The sequence below is a fragment of the Buttiauxella izardii genome (genome assembly GCF_003601925.1).
GTDB classification, from domain to species: domain Bacteria; phylum Pseudomonadota; class Gammaproteobacteria; order Enterobacterales; family Enterobacteriaceae; genus Buttiauxella; species Buttiauxella izardii.
This window is the reverse complement of record NZ_QZWH01000022.1, coordinates 152118-175684: the sequence shown is the minus strand read 5'-3', so window position 1 is coordinate 175684 and position 23567 is coordinate 152118. Positions and strand designations below refer to the sequence as shown.

At 52.4% G+C, this 23567-nt stretch carries 20 protein-coding genes and 1 other RNA gene; 4 read left to right on the top strand and 17 right to left on the bottom strand.

What is annotated here, in order from left to right:
* Nucleotides 1-114: 114 nt before the first annotated feature.
* From gcvP to D6029_RS11540, 7 genes are all read right to left on the bottom strand, one after another.
* Nucleotides 115-2988, bottom strand: a complete 2874-nt coding sequence (gene gcvP, locus D6029_RS11575; protein WP_120064898.1) for an aminomethyl-transferring glycine dehydrogenase — start codon at nucleotides 2986-2988, stop codon at nucleotides 115-117.
* Nucleotides 2989-3045: 57 nt separating this feature from the next.
* The gene (gene gcvH / locus D6029_RS11570; protein WP_120064897.1) at nucleotides 3046-3435 is read right to left on the bottom strand and encodes a glycine cleavage system protein GcvH; all 390 of its coding nucleotides are present in this window, start codon (nucleotides 3433-3435) and stop codon (nucleotides 3046-3048) included.
* 22 nt (nucleotides 3436-3457) lie between these two features.
* Nucleotides 3458-4555 carry a glycine cleavage system aminomethyltransferase GcvT gene (gene gcvT / locus D6029_RS11565; protein ID WP_120064939.1) on the bottom strand — a complete coding sequence of 366 codons (1098 nt, stop codon included), beginning with the start codon at nucleotides 4553-4555 and terminating at the stop codon, nucleotides 3458-3460.
* 421 nt (nucleotides 4556-4976) lie between these two features.
* Entirely contained in the window at nucleotides 4977-6179 is a 1203-nt protein-coding gene (ubiI, locus tag D6029_RS11555; protein WP_120064895.1) for an FAD-dependent 2-octaprenylphenol hydroxylase, read from the bottom strand.
* Between the two features lie 26 nt (nucleotides 6180-6205).
* A complete protein-coding gene (gene ubiH, locus D6029_RS11550) occupies nucleotides 6206-7384 on the bottom strand; it encodes a 2-octaprenyl-6-methoxyphenyl hydroxylase (RefSeq protein ID WP_120064894.1) in 1179 nt (392 codons plus the stop codon).
* Nucleotides 7381-8697 (bottom strand): Xaa-Pro aminopeptidase, encoded by a 1317-nt coding sequence (pepP, locus tag D6029_RS11545; protein WP_120064893.1) that lies wholly within the window; start codon nucleotides 8695-8697, stop codon nucleotides 7381-7383. The genes ubiH and pepP overlap by 4 nt, the downstream gene beginning before the upstream one ends.
* A 24-nt stretch (nucleotides 8698-8721) precedes the next feature.
* Nucleotides 8722-9300 (bottom strand): YecA/YgfB family protein, encoded by a 579-nt coding sequence (locus D6029_RS11540; protein WP_147365231.1) that lies wholly within the window; start codon nucleotides 9298-9300, stop codon nucleotides 8722-8724.
* A gap of 168 nt (nucleotides 9301-9468) precedes the next feature.
* Here D6029_RS11540 and zapA point away from each other — a divergent pair, with 168 nt between their 5' ends.
* The 3 genes from zapA (at nucleotide 9469) to D6029_RS11525 (ending at nucleotide 10679) form a co-directional block, all read left to right on the top strand.
* Entirely contained in the window at nucleotides 9469-9798 is a 330-nt protein-coding gene (gene zapA, locus D6029_RS11535; protein ID WP_034498319.1) for a cell division protein ZapA, read from the top strand.
* A 41-nt stretch (nucleotides 9799-9839) separates the two neighbouring features.
* Nucleotides 9840-10023, top strand: a non-coding RNA gene (gene ssrS, locus D6029_RS11530) — 6S RNA.
* A gap of 26 nt (nucleotides 10024-10049) precedes the next feature.
* The gene (locus D6029_RS11525) at nucleotides 10050-10679 is read left to right on the top strand and encodes a 5-formyltetrahydrofolate cyclo-ligase (RefSeq protein WP_120064891.1); all 630 of its coding nucleotides are present in this window, start codon (nucleotides 10050-10052) and stop codon (nucleotides 10677-10679) included.
* Here D6029_RS11525 and D6029_RS11520 read toward each other — a convergent pair.
* From D6029_RS11520 to rpiA, 3 genes are all read right to left on the bottom strand, one after another.
* The gene (locus tag D6029_RS11520) at nucleotides 10626-11237 is read right to left on the bottom strand and encodes a DUF2238 domain-containing protein (protein ID WP_120064890.1); all 612 of its coding nucleotides are present in this window, start codon (nucleotides 11235-11237) and stop codon (nucleotides 10626-10628) included. The genes D6029_RS11525 and D6029_RS11520 overlap by 54 nt on opposite strands.
* Nucleotides 11238-11381: 144 nt before the next feature.
* A complete protein-coding gene (gene serA / locus D6029_RS11515; protein ID WP_120064889.1) occupies nucleotides 11382-12620 on the bottom strand; it encodes a phosphoglycerate dehydrogenase in 1239 nt (412 codons plus the stop codon).
* Between the two features lie 281 nt (nucleotides 12621-12901).
* Nucleotides 12902-13561 (bottom strand): ribose-5-phosphate isomerase RpiA, encoded by a 660-nt coding sequence (gene rpiA / locus D6029_RS11510; protein WP_120064888.1) that lies wholly within the window; start codon nucleotides 13559-13561, stop codon nucleotides 12902-12904.
* Between the two features lie 175 nt (nucleotides 13562-13736).
* Between rpiA and argP the strand changes: the two genes are divergently transcribed.
* A complete protein-coding gene (argP, locus tag D6029_RS11505; protein ID WP_034498332.1) occupies nucleotides 13737-14636 on the top strand; it encodes a DNA-binding transcriptional regulator ArgP in 900 nt (299 codons plus the stop codon).
* A gap of 160 nt (nucleotides 14637-14796) precedes the next feature.
* Here argP and D6029_RS11500 read toward each other — a convergent pair whose 3' ends face one another.
* From D6029_RS11500 to tdcB, 7 genes are all read right to left on the bottom strand, one after another.
* Nucleotides 14797-15531: an oxidative stress defense protein gene (locus tag D6029_RS11500; protein WP_120064887.1), complete on the bottom strand. Its 735-nt coding sequence runs from the start codon at nucleotides 15529-15531 to the stop codon at nucleotides 14797-14799.
* Between the two features lie 108 nt (nucleotides 15532-15639).
* A complete protein-coding gene (gene argO / locus D6029_RS11495) occupies nucleotides 15640-16275 on the bottom strand; it encodes an arginine exporter ArgO (protein ID WP_120064886.1) in 636 nt (211 codons plus the stop codon).
* 134 nt (nucleotides 16276-16409) lie between these two features.
* Entirely contained in the window at nucleotides 16410-17270 is an 861-nt protein-coding gene (locus D6029_RS11490) for a small-conductance mechanosensitive channel MscS (protein WP_120064885.1), read from the bottom strand.
* Between the two features lie 163 nt (nucleotides 17271-17433).
* A complete protein-coding gene (gene pflB, locus D6029_RS11485) occupies nucleotides 17434-19728 on the bottom strand; it encodes a formate C-acetyltransferase (protein WP_120064884.1) in 2295 nt (764 codons plus the stop codon).
* A gap of 30 nt (nucleotides 19729-19758) precedes the next feature.
* A complete protein-coding gene (gene tdcD, locus D6029_RS11480; protein ID WP_120064883.1) occupies nucleotides 19759-20967 on the bottom strand; it encodes a propionate kinase in 1209 nt (402 codons plus the stop codon).
* A 36-nt stretch (nucleotides 20968-21003) separates the two neighbouring features.
* Nucleotides 21004-22335, bottom strand: a complete 1332-nt coding sequence (gene tdcC, locus D6029_RS11475; RefSeq protein WP_120064882.1) for a threonine/serine transporter TdcC — start codon at nucleotides 22333-22335, stop codon at nucleotides 21004-21006.
* 149 nt (nucleotides 22336-22484) lie between these two features.
* Nucleotides 22485-23474 carry a bifunctional threonine ammonia-lyase/L-serine ammonia-lyase TdcB gene (tdcB, locus tag D6029_RS11470; protein ID WP_120064881.1) on the bottom strand — a complete coding sequence of 330 codons (990 nt, stop codon included), beginning with the start codon at nucleotides 23472-23474 and terminating at the stop codon, nucleotides 22485-22487.
* Nucleotides 23475-23567 lie beyond the last annotated feature (93 nt).

Sequence of the window (23567 nt, the reverse complement as noted above, 5' to 3'; positions counted from 1 at the left end):
ATATCCCCCAGGAGAGGGAGAAAATAGGGCTATCCCATACCCCCAGGAGAAGGAGAAAACCAGACCATTCCCTCTCCATCAGGGAGAGGGCCAGGGTGAGGGTTGTTTTAGAACTTACTGATATTCGCTCATCGGCACGCAAGAACAGAACAGATTGCGGTCGCCGAACACATCGTCCAGGCGTTTCACGGTCGGCCAGTATTTGTTGCCATGACCTGTCGGGAACACCGCCAGTTCGCGGGTGTACGGGTGCGTCCAGTCAGCCACGATTTCGTCCTGGGTGTGCGGTGCGTTAACCAGCGGGTTATCTTCCAGCGGCCATTCACCACGCGCCACGCGGTCGATTTCAGTGCGGATAGTCAGCATCGCATCGATAAAGCGATCCAGTTCCAGTTTGCTTTCAGATTCGGTTGGCTCAACCATCAGCGTACCCGCCACCGGGAACGACATGGTTGGTGCGTGGAAACCGAAGTCAATCAGGCGCTTAGCAATATCCAGCTCGCTAATACCGGTCTCTTCTTTGAGCGGACGAATATCCAAAATACATTCGTGCGCCACGTGCCCACTGCGCCCGGTATACAGAATCGGGAATGCAGATTTCAGGCGCGTCGCAATATAGTTCGCATTCAGAATCGCCACCTGGCTGGCTTTTTTCAGCCCCTGCGCGCCCATCATGCGGATGTACATCCAGCTGATTGGCAGAATCGATGCGCTACCAAACGGAGCCGCAGAAACCGCGCCTTGTTGGGTCAGCATCTCTTCAATCTGCACCACGCTGTGCCCTGGAACAAACGGTGCCAGGTGCGCTTTCACGCCGATTGGCCCCATGCCTGGGCCGCCACCGCCGTGTGGAATGCAGAAGGTTTTGTGCAGGTTAAGGTGTGAAACATCGGCATCGATATAACCCGGAGAAGTGATCCCCACCTGTGCGTTCATGTTCGCGCCATCGAGGTAAACCTGGCCGCCGAACTGATGCACAATCTGGCACACTTCGCGGATTGTCTCTTCGTAAACGCCGTGGGTGGACGGGTACGTCACCATGATGCAAGACAGCGCATCGCCTGCCTGTTCGGCTTTAAGACGCAGATCGTGAAGATCGATGTTGCCTTGTTTATCACAGGCGACAACCACCACTTCCATGCCCGCCATTTGCGCCGACGCCGGGTTAGTCCCGTGCGCAGAGCTTGGGATCAGGCAAAGATTACGACTGCCTTCGTTGCGGCTTTCGTGGTAGCGACGAATCGCCAGCAGGCCCGCGTATTCACCCTGCGCGCCTGAGTTTGGCTGCATGCAAAGCGCGTCGTAACCGGTCAGTTTCACCAGCCAGTCAGACAGCTGAGAAATCATCTGGTGATAACCTTCTGCCTGGTTTGCCGGGCAGAACGGGTGCAGTTCAGCAAATTCCGGCCAGGTGATTGGGATCATCTCAGCCGCCGCGTTCAGCTTCATGGTGCAAGAACCCAGCGGGATCATCGCCTGATTCAACGCCAGATCTTTGCGCTCGAGCGAGTGCATATAGCGCATCATTTCAGTTTCGCTGTGATAGCGATTGAATACCGGATGCGTCAGGATCGCATCTTCACGCAGCATTCCTTTTGGAACAGACAGGCTATCGCCCGCCACGTTTTGGTCGAGTTTGTCGATATCCAGGCCGTGGTTGTCACCCAGTAAAACGGTGAACAGCGCCTGAACATCTTCGCGGGTAGTCGCTTCATCAAGCGTAATGCCAACCGCGTTGAGGATATCGCTGCGCAGGTTGATTTCATTGGCTTCGGCACGTGCCAGCACACCGGCTTTATCGGTGACTTCGACACACAGTGTATCGAACCAATGTTTATGACGCAGCACCAGCCCTTTTTGTTGCAGGCCAGAAGCCAGAATATCGGTCAGGCGATGAATGCGCCCTGCAATGCGTTTCAGGCCAGCCGGGCCGTGGAACACCGCATACAGGCTGGCGATGTTTGCCAGCAGAACCTGGGAAGTACAAATGTTGGAGTTCGCTTTTTCGCGGCGGATATGTTGCTCGCGAGTTTGCATCGCCATGCGCAGTGCGGTGCGGCCCGCAGCATCGCGGGAAACGCCGATAATACGGCCTGGCATGGAGCGTTTAAATTCGTCACGCGCCGCAAAGAATGCCGCGTGTGGGCCGCCGTAACCCATTGGCACGCCGAAACGCTGGGCGGAACCAAATACGATGTCGGCACCTTGTTTGCCCGGTGCAGTCAGCAGAACCAGCGTCATAAAGTCAGCGGCAACACTCACGATGACTTTACGGCTTTTCAATTCGGTAATCAGGGCGCTGTAGTCATGGACTTCGCCGGTGGTGCCGACTTGTTGCAGCAGCACACCAAACACATCCTGGTGATCCAGCACTTTGGCGGCGTCGTCGACAATCACGTCAAAGCCGAAGGTTTCAGCACGGGTGCGAACCACGTCCAGCGTTTGCGGGTGGACGTCGGCGGCAACGAAGAAACGGTTGGCGTTTTTCAGTTTGCTGACGCGCTTAGCCATTGCCATCGCTTCTGCGGCAGCGGTCGCTTCGTCGAGCAGGGATGCGGAGGCGATGTCCAGACCGGTCAAGTCCAGCGTCACTTGCTGGAAGTTGAGCAGTGCTTCAAGACGGCCTTGTGAAACTTCGGGTTGATACGGCGTATACGCGGTGTACCAACCTGGGTTTTCCAGCATGTTACGCAGGATCACCGGCGGAGTTTGCACCGCGGTATAACCCATGCCGATGTACGTTTTAAAGCGCTTGTTACGGCTGGCAATGGTCTTTAATTCAGCCAGGGCCGCGAATTCAGTTGCAGCCTCACCCACCTGTGGTGGCTCGGCAAGCTGGATATCAGCCGGAACGATCGAAGCGATCAGCTCGTTTAACGAACGAGCGCCCACCGTCTCCAGCATTTCGTGTTGCTGCTGTGCGTTTGGTCCAATGTGGCGGTCGATAAACGCTTCGTGATTTTCAAGCTGACGTAAAGACTGGGTCATGAGCGGTGATTCCTGAAGTGTTTTCCCCTCACCCGAAAGGATGAGGGGATAAAAGATTTATTCGTCTTCTAACAGAGCTTCGTACGCGGTTGCATCCAGCAAACCATCCAGTTCGGACTCGTCGCTCGCTTTGATCTTGAAGATCCAACCCGCCGCGTACGGCTCGCTGTTGATAAGCTCTGGTGAATCGCTCAGCTCGGTGTTAACTGCGATGATCTCACCGCTGATTGGCGCGTAAATATCAGAAGCCGCTTTGACAGATTCAGCCACGGCGCAATCATCGCCAGTGCTAACCGTTGCGCCCACTTCTGGCAGGTCAACAAACACCATGTCGCCCAGCAGCTCTTGCGCGTGCTCGGTGATACCGACGGTGTAAGTCCCATCAGCTTCTTTACGCAGCCACTCGTGCTCTTTGCTGTATTTCAATTCGTTTGGCACATTGCTCATTGTTTTTCTCCTGATTTCAAAATCACTGCGCGACAGCTTTTCCGCCGCGAACAAAAATGGGTTTCGTCACCTTAACCGGCATTTCGCGGTTACGGATTTGCACAATCGCCGTTTCGCCAATGCCTGCCGGAACACGCGCCAGCGCGATGCTGTAGCCCAATGTTGGCGAGAAGGTTCCACTGGTAATGACACCCTCGTGGATGTTGCCGGATTCGTCAGTAAAACGGACAGGCAGCTCATTACGTAATACGCCTTTTTCCGTCATGATCAAACCAACAAGCTGCTCGGTGCCTTTCTCGCGCTGGGCTTCGAGTGCTCCACGGCCGATGAAATCACGGTCTTCAGGCTGCCAGGCGATAGTCCAGCCCATGTTGGCGGCCAGCGGTGAAACGCCTTCGTCCATTTCCTGGCTGTATAAGTTCATGCCCGATTCCAGGCGCAGGGTATCGCGCGCGCCCAGGCCGCATGGCTTCACGCCAATCTCAACCAGTTGCGCCCAAAACTCGGCCGCTTTTTCGTTTGGCATGGCGATTTCGTAGCCTGCTTCTCCGGTGTAACCCGTCGTCGCAATGAACAAATCACCCGCCTGAACGCCAAAGAATGGCTTCATGCCAGCAACGGCTTTGCGCTGTTCTTCGGTAAACAACTGCGCGGCTTTAGCCTGTGCGTTTGGCCCCTGAACGGCAATCAGCGACAGGTCGTCACGCACGGTGACAGAAACAGAGAACGGTTCGGCGTGTTGATTAATCCAGGCCAGGTCTTTTTCACGGGTGGCAGAGTTCACCACCAGGCGGAAGAAATCTTCGGTCTGGAAATAGATAATCAGATCATCGATAACACCGCCGGAAGCGTTGAGCATGGCGGTGTAGAGGGCTTTACCCGGTTGGGTAAGTTTGGCAACGTCGTTTGCCACTAAGTAACGCAGGAATTCGCGAGTACGGGCACCTTTCAGGTCAACGATAGTCATGTGGGAAACATCAAACATCCCGGCATCGTTACGCACCGCGTGGTGCTCATCAATCTGCGAGCCATAGTGCAATGGCATCATCCAGCCGTGGAAATCCACCATGCGCGCACCGCAGAGATTGTGCTGTTCAAACAAAGGGGTCTTTTGAGTCATTTTTTCCTCTTTAACCATCTGGTTGAAAAGCGCTGTTCGCTTTTCTTTTCGTCAGACGAAACCCAGCATCGCCACCGATCCCGATAGCGACGCAAACGTTACCTTTTGCCTGAACTTACCATTGAATGAGGGAGTAAACCATAAGGCTAAAACGGTCATTGCATTAGCTTATGACCAAAACAGGAGGCACATGATGCAGAGCATTCATCTGGAAAAATGCGAGACACTACGCATAAACAGGAAGTGTTTTCGTCAGAATTTAGCGTTAGCTAACATTTACCACCATTTCAGAAACAAATTCACTACATCGCTAAAAACGTGGGATGAGAAAAAGTAATCCGAAATAACCGGTGAGATTAGAATTTTTCAAATGAGGGGGGTGTTTCCCTTTCCAATAAAAAGAAAGGGAAATGTGACGTAGTTATCTTAACCAATCAGGTAAATCGTGTAGGCCCATTGCCTGCTTAACCAGTTGCGGTTTTACCCCTGGCAGCGTATCCGCCAGTTTCAGGCCAATATCACGCAGCAGTTTCTTCGCCGGATTGCTTCCGGCAAACAGATCACGGAAGCCCTGCATGCTGGCAAGCATCATTGCAGCACTATGTTTGCGGCTACGTTCGTAGCGGCGCAGATACAAATACTGCCCGATATCTTTGCCCTGGCTGTGCAAGCGACGCACTTCGTCAATCAGTTCAGCGGCGTCCATAAAGCCCAGGTTCACGCCCTGCCCGGCTAATGGATGGATAGTGTGTGCGGCATCACCCACCAGCGCCAGGCGATGAGCGGCAAAATTGCGCGCATAACGGCCGGTCAGCGGGAATATCTGGCGTTCGCTTTCCACGCTGCACAAACCCAGACGCAGATCGAATGCCACGGATAATGCCTGGTTAAACTCTTCAGCACTCGCCTGCTGCAAACGCTCGGCTTCCAGCGGCGGCAACGACCAGACAATCGAACACAAATGCGGGTCACTTAACGGCAGGAACGCCAGAATGCCGTCGCCATGAAACACCTGGCGAGCCACAGCCTGATGGGGTTCAGCAGTACGAATCGTGGCAACCAGCGCGTGATGGCGATAATCCCAAAATGTCAGCGGGATATCGGCTTGTTTACGCAGCCAGGAATTTGCGCCATCTGCGCCAACGACCAGACGCGCAGTGAGCATTGCACCGTCTTTGAGCGTGATAAAAGCTTCGTTTTCGCCCCAGGCCACTTGCAGTAATTCCGCAGGAGCCATTAACGTTACATCGCTGCACTGCTCAGCGCGTTGCCACAAAGCATGATGGATAACCGAGTTTTCAATGATGTGGCCCAAATGGCTGAAACCATAGGATTTGTCATCAAAAGCAATATGCCCGAAACTGTCTTGATCCCACACTTCCATGCCGTGATAGCAACTGGCGCGTTGGGCGATAATTTTCGGCCACGCGCCAAGGTGAGTCAGCAACTTTTCGCTGGCGGCGTTGATGGCCGAAACGCGTAATGCGGGTGCAGATTCTGGTGCCAGCGGCTGCGGAAGATGGTTCTCCAGCACCGCGACACGCAAGCCGCTGCCTTGCAAACCGCAGGCAACCGCCAGTCCCACCATGCCACCACCAACAATCGCTACATCAACGCTTTGCAAATTGACTCTCCTTAAAAAAACCTGTTTTAACGCGCAACCCAGCCGAGAGTACGCCCCGCCAGCACATCACGCGCCGGGGTGAAATGTTCCATCGCAATCAAACCCAAATTGCGCCCCACGACCAGCGGAGCCCAACGATTGGCGAACAACTGAACTAAGCCATCGGTCACGCCAATGGTGGCATTTTTATCTTCATAGCGGCGCTGCTGATATTGCGCCAGCACCGCATAACTACCGACATCTTGTGAAGCTTCATGAGCTGCGGCTAAATCTTCCGCCAGCGACATAACATCGCGCAGCCCGAGGTTGAAACCTTGCCCGGCAATCGGATGCAGCGTTTGTGCGGCATTGCCCACCAGCGCAACGCGGTGCGAAACCGGCTGCGAAGCGGTGGTCAGCGCCAGTGGATATTGCGAGCGCGCACCGGCATGCGTGATGCGCCCAAGCCGCCAGCCAAATGCGCGTTGCAGCTCATTGCAGAATTTCTCGTCGCTCCACTGGGCGATTTCCGCCTGAGCTTCACGCGGCTGGCACCAAACCAGCGAACAGCGCCCGTCTGACATCGGCAACATCGCCAGCGGGCCATGCTCGGTGAAACGCTCGAACGCGCGCCCGTTATGCGGTTGCGAGGTCGTGATATTAGCGATCACCGCCACTTGTTGGTAATCCTGCTGCTGCCAGGTGATGCCGCACTGCGCGGCAAGCGGTGAGCGCGAACCATCTGCCGCCACCAGCAATTTGCCTTCAATCAGCTCGCCATTATCAAGTTGAACGCTGACTTTATCGCTCTCACGAGTGAATGACGCGACACGCTGCGGGCAGTGTACCGTCACGCCTGGCGCTTTGCGCAGCAGGGCGAATAAACGCAAACCGATATCGTGCAGTTCAACGACTTGCCCTAATGCCGGGATTTGGTAATCCTGCGCTTCGAGAGTCACAAAACCCGCATGGCCCCGGTCGCTGACATGGACGGAGGTAATCGCCGTCGCGCAATCTTTAATCGCAGGCCACACGCCAATACGCGTTAATTGCTGGCAGGTTCCCTGGGCAATGGCTATCGCGCGGGCATCAAAACCGGGATGCGCGGCTGATTCTGGCGCAGCCGCTTCAATCAAATGAACCGGCAGTTTTCCGTGGGTTAGATGCGATATCGCCAGCGCAAGCGTCGCGCCCGCCATACCACCACCGACAATAATCACGCTCATGACTGACGCGCCGCCGCCATGAGTGCTTCAATATCGTCGGCCGCTTTCACCACGCTGGCAGTCAGGTTTTCGTTACCGTCGGCAGTGATCAGAATGTCGTCTTCGATGCGAATACCGATGCCGCGATACTGCGCAGGAACGTCTGCGTCTGGCGCAATATACAAGCCTGGTTCAACGGTGATGACCATTCCCGGCTCAAGCAGGCGAGAACGATCCTGCCCGTACGCGCCGACGTCGTGCACATCCAGCCCCAGCCAGTGGCTCAGGCCGTGCATAAAGAACGGGCGATGGGCGTTTTCCGCAATCAGTTTATCGACTTCACCCTTGAGGATGCCGAGCTTCACCAGGTCGGTCACCATAATGCGCACGACTTGCGTGGTGACTTCCTGCATGGAAGTGCCTGGGCGGTAAAGCTGAAGAGCCGTTTCCAGTGATTCGAGAACGATGTCGTAAATTTCGCGCTGCGGTGCGCTAAATTTGCCGTTGACCGGGAAGGTGCGCGTGATATCGCCAGCGTAGCCTTGATATTCACAACCGGCGTCGATCAACACCAAATCGCCATCGCGCATTTGGCTCTCGTTTTCGGTGTAATGCAGGATGCAGGCGTTTTCACCGCTGCCGACAATCGTGTTGTACGACGGGAAACGTGCGCCGTGGCGGTTAAATTCGTGAAGGATTTCGCCTTCAAGCTGATATTCAAACATGCCCGGACGGCATTTTTCCATCGCTCGAGTATGCGCCAGCGCGGTGATTTCCCCGGCGCGGCGCATCGCGATAATTTCTTCTTCGGACTTAAACAAGCGCTGTTCGTGAACCCACGGACGCCAGTCAGTCAGCGTGACAGGTGCGGTCAAATTCTGGCGCGAGCCACGGCGAAGTTTGTCGAGTGCGGCAAAAACAATCGTATCGGCATAAGCGTATTCGCCCTGCGCGTGGTAGACCACATCCAGACCGTTCAGCAATTGGTGCAACTGCTCGCCGATTTCGGAGAACGCCAGCGCACGATCGACGCCCAGTTTTTCAGGAGCGGCTTCCTGCCCAAGACGGCGACCAAACCAGATTTCAGCGGTTTTATCGCGCAGGCGGTTAAACAGCACGCTGTGGTTGTGGGTTTCGTCGCTTTTAATCAACACCAATACAGCTTCAGGTTCGTTGAACCCCGTGAAGTACCAGAAATCGCTACTTTGGCGATACGGATATTCGCTGTCTGCGCTGCGAGTGGCCTCGGGTGCGGCAAAGATAAGCGCCGCGCTAGCCGGTGCCATTTTGGCCAACAACGCCTGACGGCGACGGAGAAATTCGTGCTGATTCATCACACCTCCTGAAGCTTATTGTTATTAGTGTAGCGTTGGTTTCTGCACTTCCGGCGCAGTCGGAACCGGGCGAGTAAAGGTGTCGTGGCACAGCAATGCGGCAACACGCACGTACTCGATAATCTCTTCGAGCGACATTTCCAGCTCTTCTTGATCTTCGTCTTCGTCGTAGCCCAGTTGCGCGATGTTACGCAGATCGTCGATAGCTTCGCCGGTTTCGCCGGTGACTTTATCGAGCTTAGTTTGCGTGACACCGAGTCCCAGCAGGAAGTGGTTTACCCAGCCTGCCAGTTCGTCGGCACGGTGAAATACCGTCGCTTCGTCGCCTTCAGGCAGATAAAGCTGGAACATAAAGCCGTCGTCTTCCAGCGCGTCACTGGTTGCAGCGTGCATCTGGCGCAGGGTATCGGCAAGGTTTTGCCCAAAGGCTAAGCCTTCGTTGGTCAAGTCATGCAACAGCGGTTGCCAGGTGGTGTCTTTGTTGCCGCCGCACAGCATTCCGCTGATTAGGCCGTGCATTTCCGAGGCCGTAAGACCCACACCTTGTTGGTTCAGTAGTTGGCCGACTAAGTCATAGTCAGGCATAGTGTTCTGTATAGACATGCGCATTCGCCATCGTTGGCAGTGATAGTTCATGTTATGCTACCACCAGGGACCCAAAGGCACCAGAAAAGGGCTTGTATCTTCATTTCGGGATAGCTATAGTGACGCCCCTTTCGTGACCAGACACGGTTTAGCGAGAGGCAGGCGAGTTAACAGCAGGAAGGTGGCATGTCTGCACAACCAGTCGATATCCAAATTTTCGGTCGTTCATTGCGCGTGAATTGTCCGCCTGAACAACAGGATGCACTGAATCTTGCGGCTCAAGAGCTCGATCAGCGGTTGCAAGATTTAAAAGTTCGCACTAGAGTCACAAATACTGAGCAGTTAGTTTTCATCGCAGCACTGAATATTTGCTACGAGTTGGCTCAGGAAAAATCGAAAACCCGCGACTACGCTTCCAACATGGAAGAACGTATTCGGATGTTACAGCAGACCATCGAACAAGCGTTGCTTGAGCAAGGTCGCATAACAGAAAGACAAGGTCCAAATTTTGAATAACACTTCGCAGTTACCTATGGTAGAGTAACTTTGAAGACCAAATTTCTCTGAGATGTTTGCAAGCGGGCCAGTCCCCTGAGCCGATATTTCATACCACAAGAGTGTGGTGCTCCAGAGTCTGTGAGCATGCTCGGTCCGTCCGAGAAGCCTGATGATTCTGACGCTGCACTCACCTTGAACCAAGGGTTCAAGGGTTACAGCCTGCGGCGGCATCTCGGAGATTCCCTCTTTCTACCAAACCAGTCATTCCCATGACAAAAACTCAGCTAATCCCATCGCTTCGGCAAGAAATCAGACAACACATTCGGCAACGTCGCCGACAACTCACGCCCACTGAACAACACCAATTCGCAGAACTTGCAGCTAAACGCATGCTGGCTTACGAACCTATTGTGCATGCTTCAACGGTGGCGGTGTTTTTGTCGTTTGATGGTGAGCTAGATACCACGCCACTGATTCGCGCGTTGTGGAAAGCGGGGAAAACGGTTTACCTGCCTGTTTTACATCCTTTCAGCAAAGGCAATTTGTTGTTTCTGCGCTACGCAGAAAACAGCCATCTGGTGATGAATCGTCTGAAAATCCTTGAACCTAAACTGGATGTCCGCGACGTATTGCCGTTGGATAAACTGGATGTGCTGATCACGCCGTTAGTGGCGTTTGACGAGCAAGGGCAACGGTTGGGAATGGGTGGTGGTTTCTACGACAGGACGTTGCAGAACTGGCAGCAGCACGGTTTATGGCCGGTTGGGCTGGCGCATGATTGCCAGCACGTTCCGGCGTTACCCAGCGAGCAATGGGATATTCCCTTGCCCGCTATCGTCACGCCTTCACGAATTTGGCAGTTTAAGCAATTGCCTGGTGTGCCAGAATTGCAGAACTAAAACTGTGGTCAGCGCGCCGAGAAGTGCGCAAAACATATCGGATTGCGTGTCCCAAATATCGCCCTGCGTCCCTAAAAACTCATCCGCTCCCTGCCCTAAAGCTAGCGCTGCCGCCCATTCGATAAGTTCGTACAACGCGCTTATCGCCAGTGCGATGCAACACACCAGAAACGCGACCATTTTGCGCCCGCGAACATAGCCCCCACGAATCAGAATCTCACGCGCAGCCAGCGCCGGAACTAACCCCTGGAAAAAGTGGCCGAGTTTGTCGTACGGGTTACGGCTTAAGCCAAAGAGTGCCTGAACATCAAAACCAATCGGCACTTTGGCGTAGGTGTACAAACCGCCGACCATCAAAATAATGGCGTGCAGGAAGATTAAAACATAGAGCAGCGGGGTCAGTGGGAAACGCGAGTAAGTCGCTAAAAGCACAGGAACAATAATGATGACTGGAGTCACTTCCATCAGCCAGGTCATTCTGTCTGCCGTGCTAACGCCGGTATAGATGAGAATTAACAGAAGTATAAAAGCGCCGGATTTTAATAACATACTTGTCATGGTGAATCGCTTCCTGGCTTATGAGGAGCCTTTCAGACTCCTCAAATTTGAATGAGTTCATAGGGTGGATAAGCGCAAGCGTCATCCACCGTTTTCGCCAGTTTTGTCGGATGACGCTGCCGCTTATCCGACCTACGATTAGAATTAGTAAAGCAGACGAGCGCGGATAGTTCCTGGGATCGCTTTCATTGATTTCAATGCCGCTTCAGCCACATCTTCTTCAGCATCGACATCAATCACCACATAACCCATTTGCGGCGTGGTTTGCAGATACTGTGCAGCGATGTTGATGCCTTGCTCAGCAAAAATCTGGTTCAGCGCGGTCAAAATGCCCGGACGGTTTTCGTGAATATGCAGCAAACGGCTGGTGCTACCACCGTGCAGCGGCAGGGAAACTTCCGGGAAATTCACCGCCGACAACGTAGAACCGTTATCGGAGTATTTCGCCAGCTTGCCCGCCACTTCCAGGCCGATGTTTTCCTGCGCTTCCTGCGTTGAACCGCCGATGTGCGGCGTCAGGATCACGTTATCAAATTCACACAGCGGTGACGTGAACGGATCGCTGTTGGTTGCAGGCTCGGTTGGGAACACGTCGATTGCCGCACCCGCCAGATGTTTACGCGCCAGCGCGTCACACAAAGCTGGAATATCGACAACCGTACCGCGCGCGCAGTTGATCAGCAGCGCGCCCGGCTTCATCAATGCCAGTTCATTAACACCAATCATATTCTTGGTCGATGCGTTTTCAGGAACGTGCAGGCTGACAACATCGCTCATATTCAGCAAGTCAGAAAGATGCTGAACCTGGGTCGCATTACCGAGAGTCAGTTTGTTTTCGATATCGTAGAAATAAACGTGCATCCCCAGCGCTTCAGCCAGAATACCCAACTGAGTGCCGATATGGCCGTAACCGATGATGCCGAGCTTTTTACCACGCGCTTCGTAAGAACCCACCGCCAGTTTGTTCCACACGCCACGGTGTGCTTTGGCGTTAGCTTCTGGCACGCCACGCAACAGCAGCAGCAACTGGCCAATCACCAGTTCAGCAACGGAACGCGTGTTTGAGAATGGAGCGTTGAATACCGGCACGCCGCGTTTCGCCGCTGCGTCCAGGTCAACCTGGTTGGTTCCGATGCAGAAACAGCCCACCGCCACCAGCTTTTCAGCCGCTGACAGAATATCTTCAGTTAAGTTAGTACGGGAACGCAGACCAATGAAATGCGCATCACGGATCGACTCTTTCAGGGCATCGCTGTCCAGCGCGCCTTTATGGTATTCGATGTTGGTATAGCCTGCCGCGCGGAGGTTATCCACGGCTTTCTGGTGTACACCTTCCACCAGCAGGAATTTAATCTTGTCTTTATCCAGTGATACTTTTGCCATTTCCCGACCCTATTTTTAGAACTGATGTTGTGCTGTGTGATAAGACACCCTTCTGCCAAAATATCAAAAAATACGGGCGGGGCAATATAAACGATTGCGTAGTCAGCAAAGCGAAAAAGGAATAAGCGCTATGGGGCAGCACAAAATTCTGAGTAGCAGAGAGAATCAGGAATGAACAGCAGGCGGCTGGAAGGAATGTGACATATGTCACCAAATTTGCCGTTAGATTATTTTGTCATTTTTTATGCGGAATTTGGGGCGCGTGAAACGCCCCAGTCAGATCATTTGGTGATAGTTTTCACGCCATCAGCCGTACCGATCAGCGCCACATCCGCGCCACGGTTGGCAAACAGACCGACAGTCACCACGCCCGGCAAGCCGTTGATGGCATTTTCCAGCGCGATTGGCTCAACGATACTCAGGCCGTAAACATCCAGAATGATGTTGCCGTTGTCAGTCACTACGCCCTGACGATACTCCGGGCGACCGCCCAGTTTCACCAGTTCACGCGCCACACAGCTACGCGCCATTGGGATCACTTCAACCGGCAGCGGGAAGTTACCCAGGATGCCCACTTGTTTGGACGCATCCGCGATACAAATAAACTTTTCCGCCACGGATGCGATGATCTTTTCGCGAGTCAGCGCCGCGCCGCCGCCTTTGATCATTTGCATCTGGCCGTTGATCTCATCTGCACCATCGACATAAATGCCAAGCGAGTCGACTTCGTTGAGATCGTAAACGGTGATACCAAGGCTTTTCAGTTTGGCGGTAGAAGCGTCGGAGCTAGAAACGGCACCATCAATTTGATGTTTGATAGTCCCGAGAGCATCAATAAAATGTGCGGCGGTGGAGCCGGTGCCCACACCCACGATTGTGCCTGGTTCCACGTATTGTAATGCTGCCCAGCCGACTGCTTTTTTCAGTTCATCCTGCGTCATGGTTTTTTGCCTGTGCTGTGAAAACTGACGCGCATTATAGTGCAAGCGCTGCGGGGTTGTCCCAGGGAATGGCAGAACTCATCCGATCTTTGTGGATTTGGTCTGGATCGACTGCAAATTTATGTCATAGTGCGGAACAGTGCAGAAATCACAAAACAGGAGTGAGCTAACAACAATGAAACGCCCGGACTATAGAACGCTACAGGCGCTGGATGCCGTGATTCGTGAACGAGGATTTGAGCGCGCGGCACAAAAGCTCTGCATTACTCAATCCGCGGTTTCACAGCGTATCAAGCAACTGGAAAATATGTTCGGCCAGCCATTGTTAGTGCGCACGGTTCCTCCACGTCCAACCGAGCAAGGTCAAAAATTACTTGCGTTATTGCGCCAGGTTGAACTGCTTGAGGAAGAGTGGCTGGGTGATGAACAGACCGGCTCAACGCCGCTGTTACTGTCGCTGGCGGTGAACGCCGACAGTCTGGCAACCTGGTTGCTGCCAGCCCTTGCTCCAGTTCTGGCCGACTCCCCTATTCGCCTGAATCTGCAGGTTGAAGATGAAACCCGCACGCAAGAACGCCTGCGTCGTGGCGAAGTGGTCGGCGCGGTATCTATTCAGCCGCAGCCATTGCCAAGTTGCCTGGTCGACAGACTCGGCGCGCTGGATTATTTGTTTGTCGGTTCAAAAGATTTTGCCGCACGTTATTTCCCGAATGGCGTGACGCGTTCTGCATTGCTGAAAGCGCCCGCCGTGGCGTTTGACCATCTCGACGATATGCATCAGGCGTTTTTACAGCAGAACTTTGATTTATCGCCGGGTAGCGTGCCGTGCCACATCGTTAACTCGTCGGAAGCGTTCGTGCAACTGGCGCGCCAGGGTACGACCTGCTGCATGATCCCGCATCTGCAAATTGAACGAGAGATTAACAGCGGTGAATTGATTGACCTGACGCCAGGTCTGATGCAACGCCGGATGCTGTACTGGCACCGTTTTGCGCCGGAAAGCCGCATGATGAGAAATGTCACCGATGCACTGCTGGAGTATGGGCATCGGGTTTTACGACAGGACGCTGAATAGAAAAAGGCCGCTAACATTTAGCGGCCTTTTTGTTTTGTCGGATGACGCTAACGCTTATCCGACCTACGTTTTGCGGTTTTGTCGGGTGACGCTAACGCTTATCCGGCCTACGATTTTTGCGGTTTTGTCGGGTGGATAAGCCGCAGGCGTCATCCACCGTTTATTGCGCAGGCTTCTCGCTCTGAGCACGTTCCAGTTCAAACACCACATCCACCTGGTCATCAAACTGAATCGTTTGCTGATCGTAAGTATCCTGGGCCGAAACTGGCGGTGCCGCGTCTGCTTTCATCATCCGCACCATTGGCGCTGGCTGATAGTTAGAAACGTGGTAACGCACGCTATAAACTGGCCCCAGCTTGCTGCTAAACCCTTCGGCTAACAGTTTCGCCTGGCGAGTCGCATCGTCGATGGCCGCTTTACGCGCTTTGTCTTTGTATTGTTCCGGGTTGGCTACGCCAAGAGAAACGGAGCGAATTTCGTTAAGCCCCGCTTTCAATGCCCCATCCAGCAACTCGTTCATTTTGTCGAGCTTGCGCAGAGTGACATCAACCTGACGCACGGCACGGTAGCCTTTCAGCTGCGTTTTGCCGTCTTTCAGGTATTCATATTCTGGTTGAGTGCGCAGATTTGCCGCGTTGACGTCTTTCTTCTCAACGCCGCTTTGCTGCAAGAATGTCAGGTATTGCGCCACACGGTCGTCAGCCTGTTTCTTGGCTGATGCCGCATCTTTGGCAGACACGTTCACTTCGATAGCGAGTGTGGCAATGTCAGGAACAGCATCCACGCTTGCGGTGCCGGATGTCACGACATGCGGGCCATTAGGTAATTCATCGGCCATTGCCGGAACCGAACCAAATCCCACTAGAGCGGCTAATGCCAGGGTTTTAAACTTCACTGTAATTCCTCCATGCTACATTCCACTGTCATTACGCCCGCAAATTACACGGGCGTCTGGCAGCAAGCTTAGCCTGGAATGGTAACTTGTCTATCGGATTAAGGCTAATTACCCCATTAACGACGTGATATGGCGTACGCCATCTGCCGCCAGTTGGAAGGCAATAAACCACATCACAATACCGACAACTCCGTTGATAATGCGCTGGGCTTTTGCGGTACGCAGGCGCGGCGCAAGCCATGCGGCGAGAAACGCCAGGCCGTAAAACCACAGAATAGAAGCACTCACCGTTCCGAGGGCAAACCAACGCTTCGGCTCATCAGCCAGTTGCCCACCGAGACTGCCCAGCACCACGAAAGTATCAAGATAAACGTGCGGATTAAGCCAGGTTACCGCCAGTACAGTGGCGACAATTTTCCAGCGCCCCTGCTTCAATACTTCCGCTGACGCCAGCTCCACATTGCTGCTCATCGCGGTGCGCAGTGCGCCCCAGCCGTACCACAGCAAAAAGGCTACACCACCCCAGGTGACAATCGCCAACAGCCACGGCGACTGCATCAGCAGCGCGCTGCCGCCAAAAATTCCGCCGCAAATCAGCAGCACATCGCTAATCGCACAAAGAGAAGCAATCATCAGATGATATTGACGGCGAATGCCCTGGTTGAGCACAAACGCATTTTGCGGGCCAAGTGGCAGAATTAACGCAGCGCCTAATGTAAGCCCTTGAAAGAAATAAGATAACACGATGATTCACTCTTCAGTATTTAGCGACTGGAGAAGAGTGTAATGGGGAATAATTATTAGAGGAAATGGATAATTTTAATGGTTTATAAGTATTACTAATACTGAGAAGGCCAGCCGAAGCTGGCCTCATAAAATCACTCTTGCGCAGGTTCTTTCACGCGTTTGAAATTCACATCCATTTGCGGATACGGGAAGCTGATTCCCTGTGCATCAAACTCGCGTTTAATGCGCTCAAGCACATCCCAATAGACGTTTTGCAAATCACCGCTGTTGCTCCAGGCACGCACCACAAAATTAATCGCAGAAGGCCCCAGCTCATTGAGTCGCACGGTAATTTCGCGATCTTTGAGTACACGTTCGTCGCTGGTAATAATGTCGGTCAGGATTTGCTTCACCTGGTCGATATCCGCGTCGTACGCCACGCCAACAATAAATTCGTTACGGCGCACCGGTTCGCGGGAGAAGTTAATGATATTGCCCGCGATGATTTTGCCGTTGGGCACTACAACGATTTTGCCGTCCACGGTGCGCAATGTAGTGGAGAAAATCTGCACGTTCAGCACGGTTCCGGCGATCCCGCCGAGATCGACATATTCACCCGCACGGAATGGACGGAACGTCACTAACAATACGCCAGCCGCCAGGTTGGAAAGCGAACCTTGCAATGCCAGGCCGATGGCTAAACCGGCGGCACCCAGCACGGCGATGACAGATGCAGTCTGTACGCCAACGCGCCCCAGCGCGGCAATCAGGGTGAACGCGATGATGCCGTAACGCACCAGTGCAGAGAGAAAATCAGCGACAGTGGCGTCGATATTACGCGCAACCATCACACGGTTAATGGCATTGGACACGATACGAGCCACAATCATCCCGACGATGATAATCGCAATCGCCGCCACAATGTTGACCGCATAGCTCAGCAGTAACGCCTGGTTGCGCACCAGCCAGCCTCCGGCATTATTAATACTGTCTACTACGTTGAGATCTTCCATTCACGGTTCCTTGTCATTACTGAAATTCTGCACCCCGAAGGCACAACAGAGACTTTAAAGGGTAAACAAAACAAGCGAATGTGCCAAGTTAGTCACAAAAATGAGCAAGAAAACAATGAAAAACCCGCCGTAGCGGGTTTGAGAGGGGGGCGGAAATTTGCGGTTAAATTGAATGCGTAAAGGTACGCGAGATCACATCTTGCTGCTGCTCACGCGTGAGTGCATTAAAGCGCACCGCATAACCGGAAACGCGAATGGTCAACGTCGGGTAATTTTCCGGATGTTCGACCGCATCCAGCAACATTTCCCGGTTCATGACGTTCACGTTCAAATGCTGCCCGCCTTCGGTTCGCACATCGTGATGGAAATAGCCATCCAGCAAACCGACCAGGTTTAACTGGCGCACCGCGTCGTCTTTTCCCAGCGCCGCAGGGACAATCGAGAAGGTGTAAGAAATCCCGTCTTTCGCGTAGCTGAACGGCAGTTTGGCAACCGACGTTAATGAAGCGACGGCACCTTTGCGATCGCGTCCGTGCATCGGATTCGCACCCGGCGCAAATGGCATTCCTGCGCGACGGCCATCCGGCGTGTTCCCGGTTTTTTGCCCGTACACCACATTGGAAGTGATCGTCAGGATCGACTGCGTCGGCACCGCGTTGCGATAAGTTGGCAACGCCTGGATCTTCTTCATAAAGCGCTCAACCAAATCACAGGCGATCACGTCAACACGATCGTCATTATTGCCGTATTGCGGATACTCGCCTTCAATCACGAAATCGACCGCCAGCCCGGTTTGGTCGCGCACCGGTTTCACTTTCGCGTACTTGATCGCAGAAAGTGAATCCACCGCCACGGATAACCCGGCGATCCCACACGCCATGGTGCGATAAACGTCGCGGTCGTGCAGCGCCATCAGCGAGGCTTCGTAGCTGTATTTGTCGTGCATGTAATGAATGAGATTGAGTGCCGTGACGTACTGCGCCGCCAGCCAGTCCATAAAGTGATCCAGACTGCTCATCACTTTTTCATAGTCCAGCACGTCATCCAGCAGCATCGGCATTTTTGGCCCGACCTGGATTTTCAGCTTTTCGTCCATCCCACCATTGATGCAATACAGCAGCGTTTTGGCGAGGTTGGCGCGTGCACCAAAGAACTGCATTTGTTTGCCGATCACCATCGGGCTGACGCAGCAGGCAATCGCGTAGTCGTCGCTGTCGAAATCGCAGCGCATCAGGTCGTCGTTTTCATATTGCAGCGATGATGTTTCGATGGAAACTTTTGCCGCATACACTTTGAAAGGTTTCGGCAACGTTTCCGACCACAGAATAGTCAGATTCGGTTCCGGCGCTGGCCCCATGGTGTAAAGCGTGTTCAGGTAGCGATAGGCGTTTTTGGTCACCAGCGTGCGCCCGTCTAAACCCATACCGCCGATCACTTCGGTTGCCCAAATTGGGTCACCGGAAAATAGCGAATCGAATTCCGGCGTGCGCAGGAAACGCACCATGCGGATCTTCATAATGAAGTGATCGACTAACTCTTGCGCCTCAAGCTCTGTCAGCAGCCCCGCTTTTAAATCGCGCTCGATATAAATGTCGATAAACGACGTGGTACGCCCGAGAGACATCGCCCCGCCGTTTTGCGATTTCACCGCCGCCAGATAGGCAAAGTAAAGCCACTGCAACGCTTCTTGCGCATTACGCGCCGGGCGAGAAATATCAAACCCGTATTTCTCAGCCATCTCCTGGATTTGCAGCAGCGCCCGGCGGTGTTCAGAAAGCTCTTCGCGCAGGCGAATCACCGCTTCGAGGTTTTCACCGCGTTCCAGTTGCCCCTGTAAATCGGCAAACTGCAATTCGCGTTCCCGTACCAGATACGCAATGCCGTACAGCGCCACCCGGCGATAGTCGCCAATAATGCGCCCGCGCCCGTAGCCGTCCGGTAAACCGGTTAATACGCCCGATTTGCGGCAACGCAGAATATCCGGCGAGTAAACGTCAAACACGCCCTGATTATGGGTTTTGCGCAGCGACGTAAACTGGTATTCAAAGTCCGCATCCATTTCACGACCATAGGCTTCAAATGAGCTTTTGATCATGTTGATGCCGCCGTAGGGATGCAGCGCGCGCTTTAGCGGTTTATCGGTTTGCAGGCCGACAATCTTTTCATGCTCTTCGAGAATATATCCCGGCGCGTGCGCGGTAATCGTCGTCGCAATATTGGTGTCGAAATCAACTGGCGCATGGGTGGCGTTTTCGATGCGAATGCCGTCCATCACCTTTTCCCACAGCGCCGTCGTCGCCGCAGTGGCTCCCGCTAAAAATGATTCATCGCCTTCGTAAGGGGTGTAGTTATGCTGGATAAAATCCCGCACATTAATACTTGTTTTCCATTCGTCGCCCGAGAATTGCTGCCAGGCTTGAGAATAATTATCACTGGTAAGATTAATATCTACTTTCATTACTTCATTCCTTTAAAGCATATTATTAATTCAGGCATATTCTGCGAGGCGGCATGATTGACCTAATTGCAGGGCATCAAGTGCAATCATTTTCTCTTCGTTAGTGGGAATAACGGCGCAAATAATTGCTGAATTATCGCTGGAAATAATTCGCTGCCCGATTCGGTTAGGCTGATTATTTCTTTCAGTATCCAGCTCAATCCCAAATACCCGTAACCGTTCTGAAACCAGTCGGCGAATAAGAATGGAGTTTTCACCAATACCACCGGTAAAAATAATGCCATTAAAACTTTCTAATGCCGCGGCATGTGCGCCAATGGTTCGGGCGATTCGATGAACAAAGGTTTTAATCGCCAATTGCGCCCGTTCATTACCTTCGTGCCAGGCTTTTTCCAGTGTGCGTAAATCTGATGATAAACCTGAAAGGCCTAATAACCCGGACTCTTTATTAGCGACCTGTTCCAGGTCATCCAGCGATTGCCCGGTCTGGCGGGCAAGCCAGGCCATAGCGCCGAAATCCACATCGCCGCAGCGCGTGCCCATAATCAGCCCTTCGAGCGGCGTCATGCCCATCGACGTATCAACGCTTTCGCCATTCTGCACCGCGCAAACCGAAGCGCCATTTCCTAAGTGAGCAATCACTAACCCCGAATTTGCTGACTCCAGACCGGGTAGTTCGCTCGCCTGCTGGGAAACGTAGCGATGCGAAGTGCCGTGGAACCCGTAACGACGCACCCCGTGTTCTTCAAAATAGCGATACGGCAAACCGTATAAATACGCTTCAGGTTTCAGCGTTTGATGGAAGCTGGTATCAAACACCGCCACCTGCGGAACGCCAGGGAAACGCGCCCGCGCCGATTCCACCCCATGCAAATTGGCGTAATTATGTAACGGCGCCAATGGCGAAACCTGGCGAATTTGCTCGATAACTTCATCGGTAATTAATACCGACTGGCTAAATAACGAACCGCCATGGGCAATACGGTGCCCTACAAATTCGACGCTATTATTTAAATTGCGAATTTCCAATTCATTCGATATTGCCGCCAGTGCGCCTTCATAATCCTGGCGAGCCAGAATAACTGGCTCTCCATCGTTGACGGTTAAACAGGCTTTATCGGTATTAATTTCTTCGCAAATCCCGGATAAAAGAACATCACAGGTTTGTGCATCTAACACTGAAAACTTAACGGAAGAAGATCCACAGTTAATCGTCAATACTACTGGGTAATTATTCATTTTAAATTTCACTCATCCTGAGCTATTTAGTAATAATTAAACAAGTTTGTAGACAATATTAAGTATCGTCAGCAAACCAATTACAGTAACAAAGATGTTTTCAGTTTTCCCTTTATATTTTGCCAACGCTGGAGTTTTACGAATCGCATACATCGGCAGCAGGCAAAGCAGTGAGGCAATAATCGGTGCGCCCATCGCTTCAATTAAATCAAGGATGTTCGGGTTTGCGTAAGCCACAACCCAGGTAGATCCCATAATAAAGACCATGCTGATAAGGTTGAGTTTGCCGCTGGAGACTTTGGTTTTATCGCCTTTGTAACCGAATTTCAGCACCAGGCCGTTCAAGCCTTCGAGCGTGCCGAGATAGTGGCCGAAGAAGGATTTGAAGATAGCGACCAGGGCAATAATCGATGCGCCGTATTCAAGCGTGGTGGCGAAGGTCGATTTCGTCCCGGACATGGACGAGAAGTGGTTCGCCAGATACGAAAGCACCGGAATGTTCTGCGCTTTTGCTTCGGCCATGTTCTGCGGAGAAAGTGTGAACAAACAGCTAAAGGCGAAGAACATCACCACCGCCACCATCAACATACTGGCGCGGGAGATGATTTTGGAACATTTGTCTTCGGTGTACTGCTTGCCAAAATCCTGCTCATATTCTTCGCGTTTGGAAACCACAAACGAGGAGACAATTGGCGAGAAGTTAAAGGAGAAAACCATGATAGAAATGCCGAGCCAGACAGTGACCAGAATGCCATCGCTACCGGTAAACGAGATATCGCTGAGGTTGACCTGATCGATAACCGCCGAGTTCCAGTAAGGAATCAGCGACACGGAAATCAGCACCAGGCAGGCGATGAACGGGAACACCAGATAGCTCATCACTTTGACCATCAGATCTTTGCCGAAGTAGATGACGAACGCCATCAACAACAGTAAGAAGAGCGCAACCACGCCACGGTTTAGCGGCATCAACTGGAGTTGGTTTTCCCAGAACGTCATGAATGTATTGGTTATCGTGACGCCGTAAATCCACAGCAGCGGGCAGATGGCGAAAAAGTACAGGAAGGTGATCACCACGCCGCCGGTTTTACCAAAATGCTCTTCTACCGTTTCCGTGATGTTGCCTGATGGATTGCTGCCCGAAAGGCACAGACGCGCCAGTGCGCGGTGGCAATAGAACGCGATCGGAAATGCCAGGAACAACATGATCAAAATCGGAATTAAGCCGCCGTAGCCTGCACGGATTGGGAAGAATAAAACCCCTGCGCCGATAGCGGTTCCAAATAAACCTAATGTCCATGTGGTGTCTGATTTGCGCCATTGCGATTCCGCTTTTTGGCCAATAATCGTTGCATCTGTATTGCTCATAATAAAGTTCCTTATATGATTCTATATTCTAAATAATTCGAATTGCAGAAAGGCGGCAAAGGAGTTCATCTCCAGGAGCTTACTAAAGTAAGTGACTGGGGTGAACGAGAGCAGCCAACGCATCTGCGACTCGAAGTATGACGAATATATTAGAGATCTGCGGAGCCGGTGATTTGTGACACTCGTGAAAGATCTATATTGCCGCCGGAAATAATACTAACGGTTTTGCGCCCTTTAATATATTGATCTAATTTTCCGCTTAATAATGCAGCGGTGGCTAAAGCACCAGCACCTTCAGTCACGACTTTATTTCGTTGAATCAGCGCAACCATGCTATTCCGAATTTCATCTTCACTGACTAATACAATATCGGTCACCAGCTTCTTCACGATTTCATACGTTATTCTGCCAGGGCGAGATACATCGCAACCGTCGGCTAAAGTGCCGGTCGTGCGGTGGGCCATTAATTCGCCTTTATAAAATGACGCTGCCATGCCGTGTACGTTTTCTGCCTGCACGCCGATAATATTAATCGTTGGGTTGATAGATTTAATCGCCAGAGCAATACCCGCAATTAAACCACCGCCGCCAATAGGCACAATAACGTTGTCGACATCATATAAGTCTTCCAGGATTTCCAGGCCGATAGTCCCTTGCCCGGCGATCACTTTTTCGTCGTCATACGGCGGGATGAAGATGCGCCCTTCCATCTCCACGATTTCGCTCACTTTAGCGATGGTATCGTTGAAGTTGTCGCCGTGCATCACGACCTGCGCCGAGTAGTCGGAAGTGGCTGCGACTTTGGACTTCGGTGCACCATTCGGCATCACCACCTTGCCGTCAATTCCCAGGATGGCACAGGAGAGCGAAACGCCCTGCGCATGGTTCCCCGCAGAACAAGCCACGACGCCTTTTTTTCTTTCTTCTTCGGTAAGCGAACTGAGTTTATTAAATGCGCCACGAATTTTAAATGAGCCGGTACGCTGCATGTTTTCGAATTTTAAAAATATCTCGCCCTTGCAGCATTCGCTGAGATAATTTGAACGAGGCATCCCCGTTTTATAGATATATCCAGACAGTCTTTTTTTCGCATCAAGAACATCAATAATAGTAACAGGAAGTTCATAATCGATATGCATGTTGACCTCAGCTTTAAAAGCAAGAATAATTTACCGGGTGATTAATTATTTAAATCACCACTTGAATGAAGAATGTTTTACGAGCTACTTATA

Coding starts and splice junctions, on each gene's coding strand:
- ubiH (WP_120064894.1), bottom strand. CDS start 7,384: ATGAGCGTGATTATTGTCGGTGGTGGTATGGCGGGCGCGACGCTTGCG.
- D6029_RS11540 (WP_147365231.1), bottom strand. CDS start 9,300: ATGTCTATACAGAACACTATGCCTGACTATGACTTAGTCGGCCAACTA.
- D6029_RS11525 (WP_120064891.1), top strand. CDS start 10,050: ATGACAAAAACTCAGCTAATCCCATCGCTTCGGCAAGAAATCAGACAA.
- tdcC (WP_120064882.1), bottom strand. CDS start 22,335: ATGAGCAATACAGATGCAACGATTATTGGCCAAAAAGCGGAATCGCAA.
- gcvT (WP_120064939.1), bottom strand. CDS start 4,555: ATGACTCAAAAGACCCCTTTGTTTGAACAGCACAATCTCTGCGGTGCG.
- tdcB (WP_120064881.1), bottom strand. CDS start 23,474: ATGCATATCGATTATGAACTTCCTGTTACTATTATTGATGTTCTTGAT.
- pepP (WP_120064893.1), bottom strand. CDS start 8,697: ATGAATCAGCACGAATTTCTCCGTCGCCGTCAGGCGTTGTTGGCCAAA.
- pflB (WP_120064884.1), bottom strand. CDS start 19,728: ATGAAAGTAGATATTAATCTTACCAGTGATAATTATTCTCAAGCCTGG.
- tdcD (WP_120064883.1), bottom strand. CDS start 20,967: ATGAATAATTACCCAGTAGTATTGACGATTAACTGTGGATCTTCTTCC.
- D6029_RS11520 (WP_120064890.1), bottom strand. CDS start 11,237: ATGACAAGTATGTTATTAAAATCCGGCGCTTTTATACTTCTGTTAATT.
- gcvP (WP_120064898.1), bottom strand. CDS start 2,988: ATGACCCAGTCTTTACGTCAGCTTGAAAATCACGAAGCGTTTATCGAC.
- argP (WP_034498332.1), top strand. CDS start 13,737: ATGAAACGCCCGGACTATAGAACGCTACAGGCGCTGGATGCCGTGATT.
- zapA (WP_034498319.1), top strand. CDS start 9,469: ATGTCTGCACAACCAGTCGATATCCAAATTTTCGGTCGTTCATTGCGC.
- serA (WP_120064889.1), bottom strand. CDS start 12,620: ATGGCAAAAGTATCACTGGATAAAGACAAGATTAAATTCCTGCTGGTG.
- D6029_RS11490 (WP_120064885.1), bottom strand. CDS start 17,270: ATGGAAGATCTCAACGTAGTAGACAGTATTAATAATGCCGGAGGCTGG.
- rpiA (WP_120064888.1), bottom strand. CDS start 13,561: ATGACGCAGGATGAACTGAAAAAAGCAGTCGGCTGGGCAGCATTACAA.
- gcvH (WP_120064897.1), bottom strand. CDS start 3,435: ATGAGCAATGTGCCAAACGAATTGAAATACAGCAAAGAGCACGAGTGG.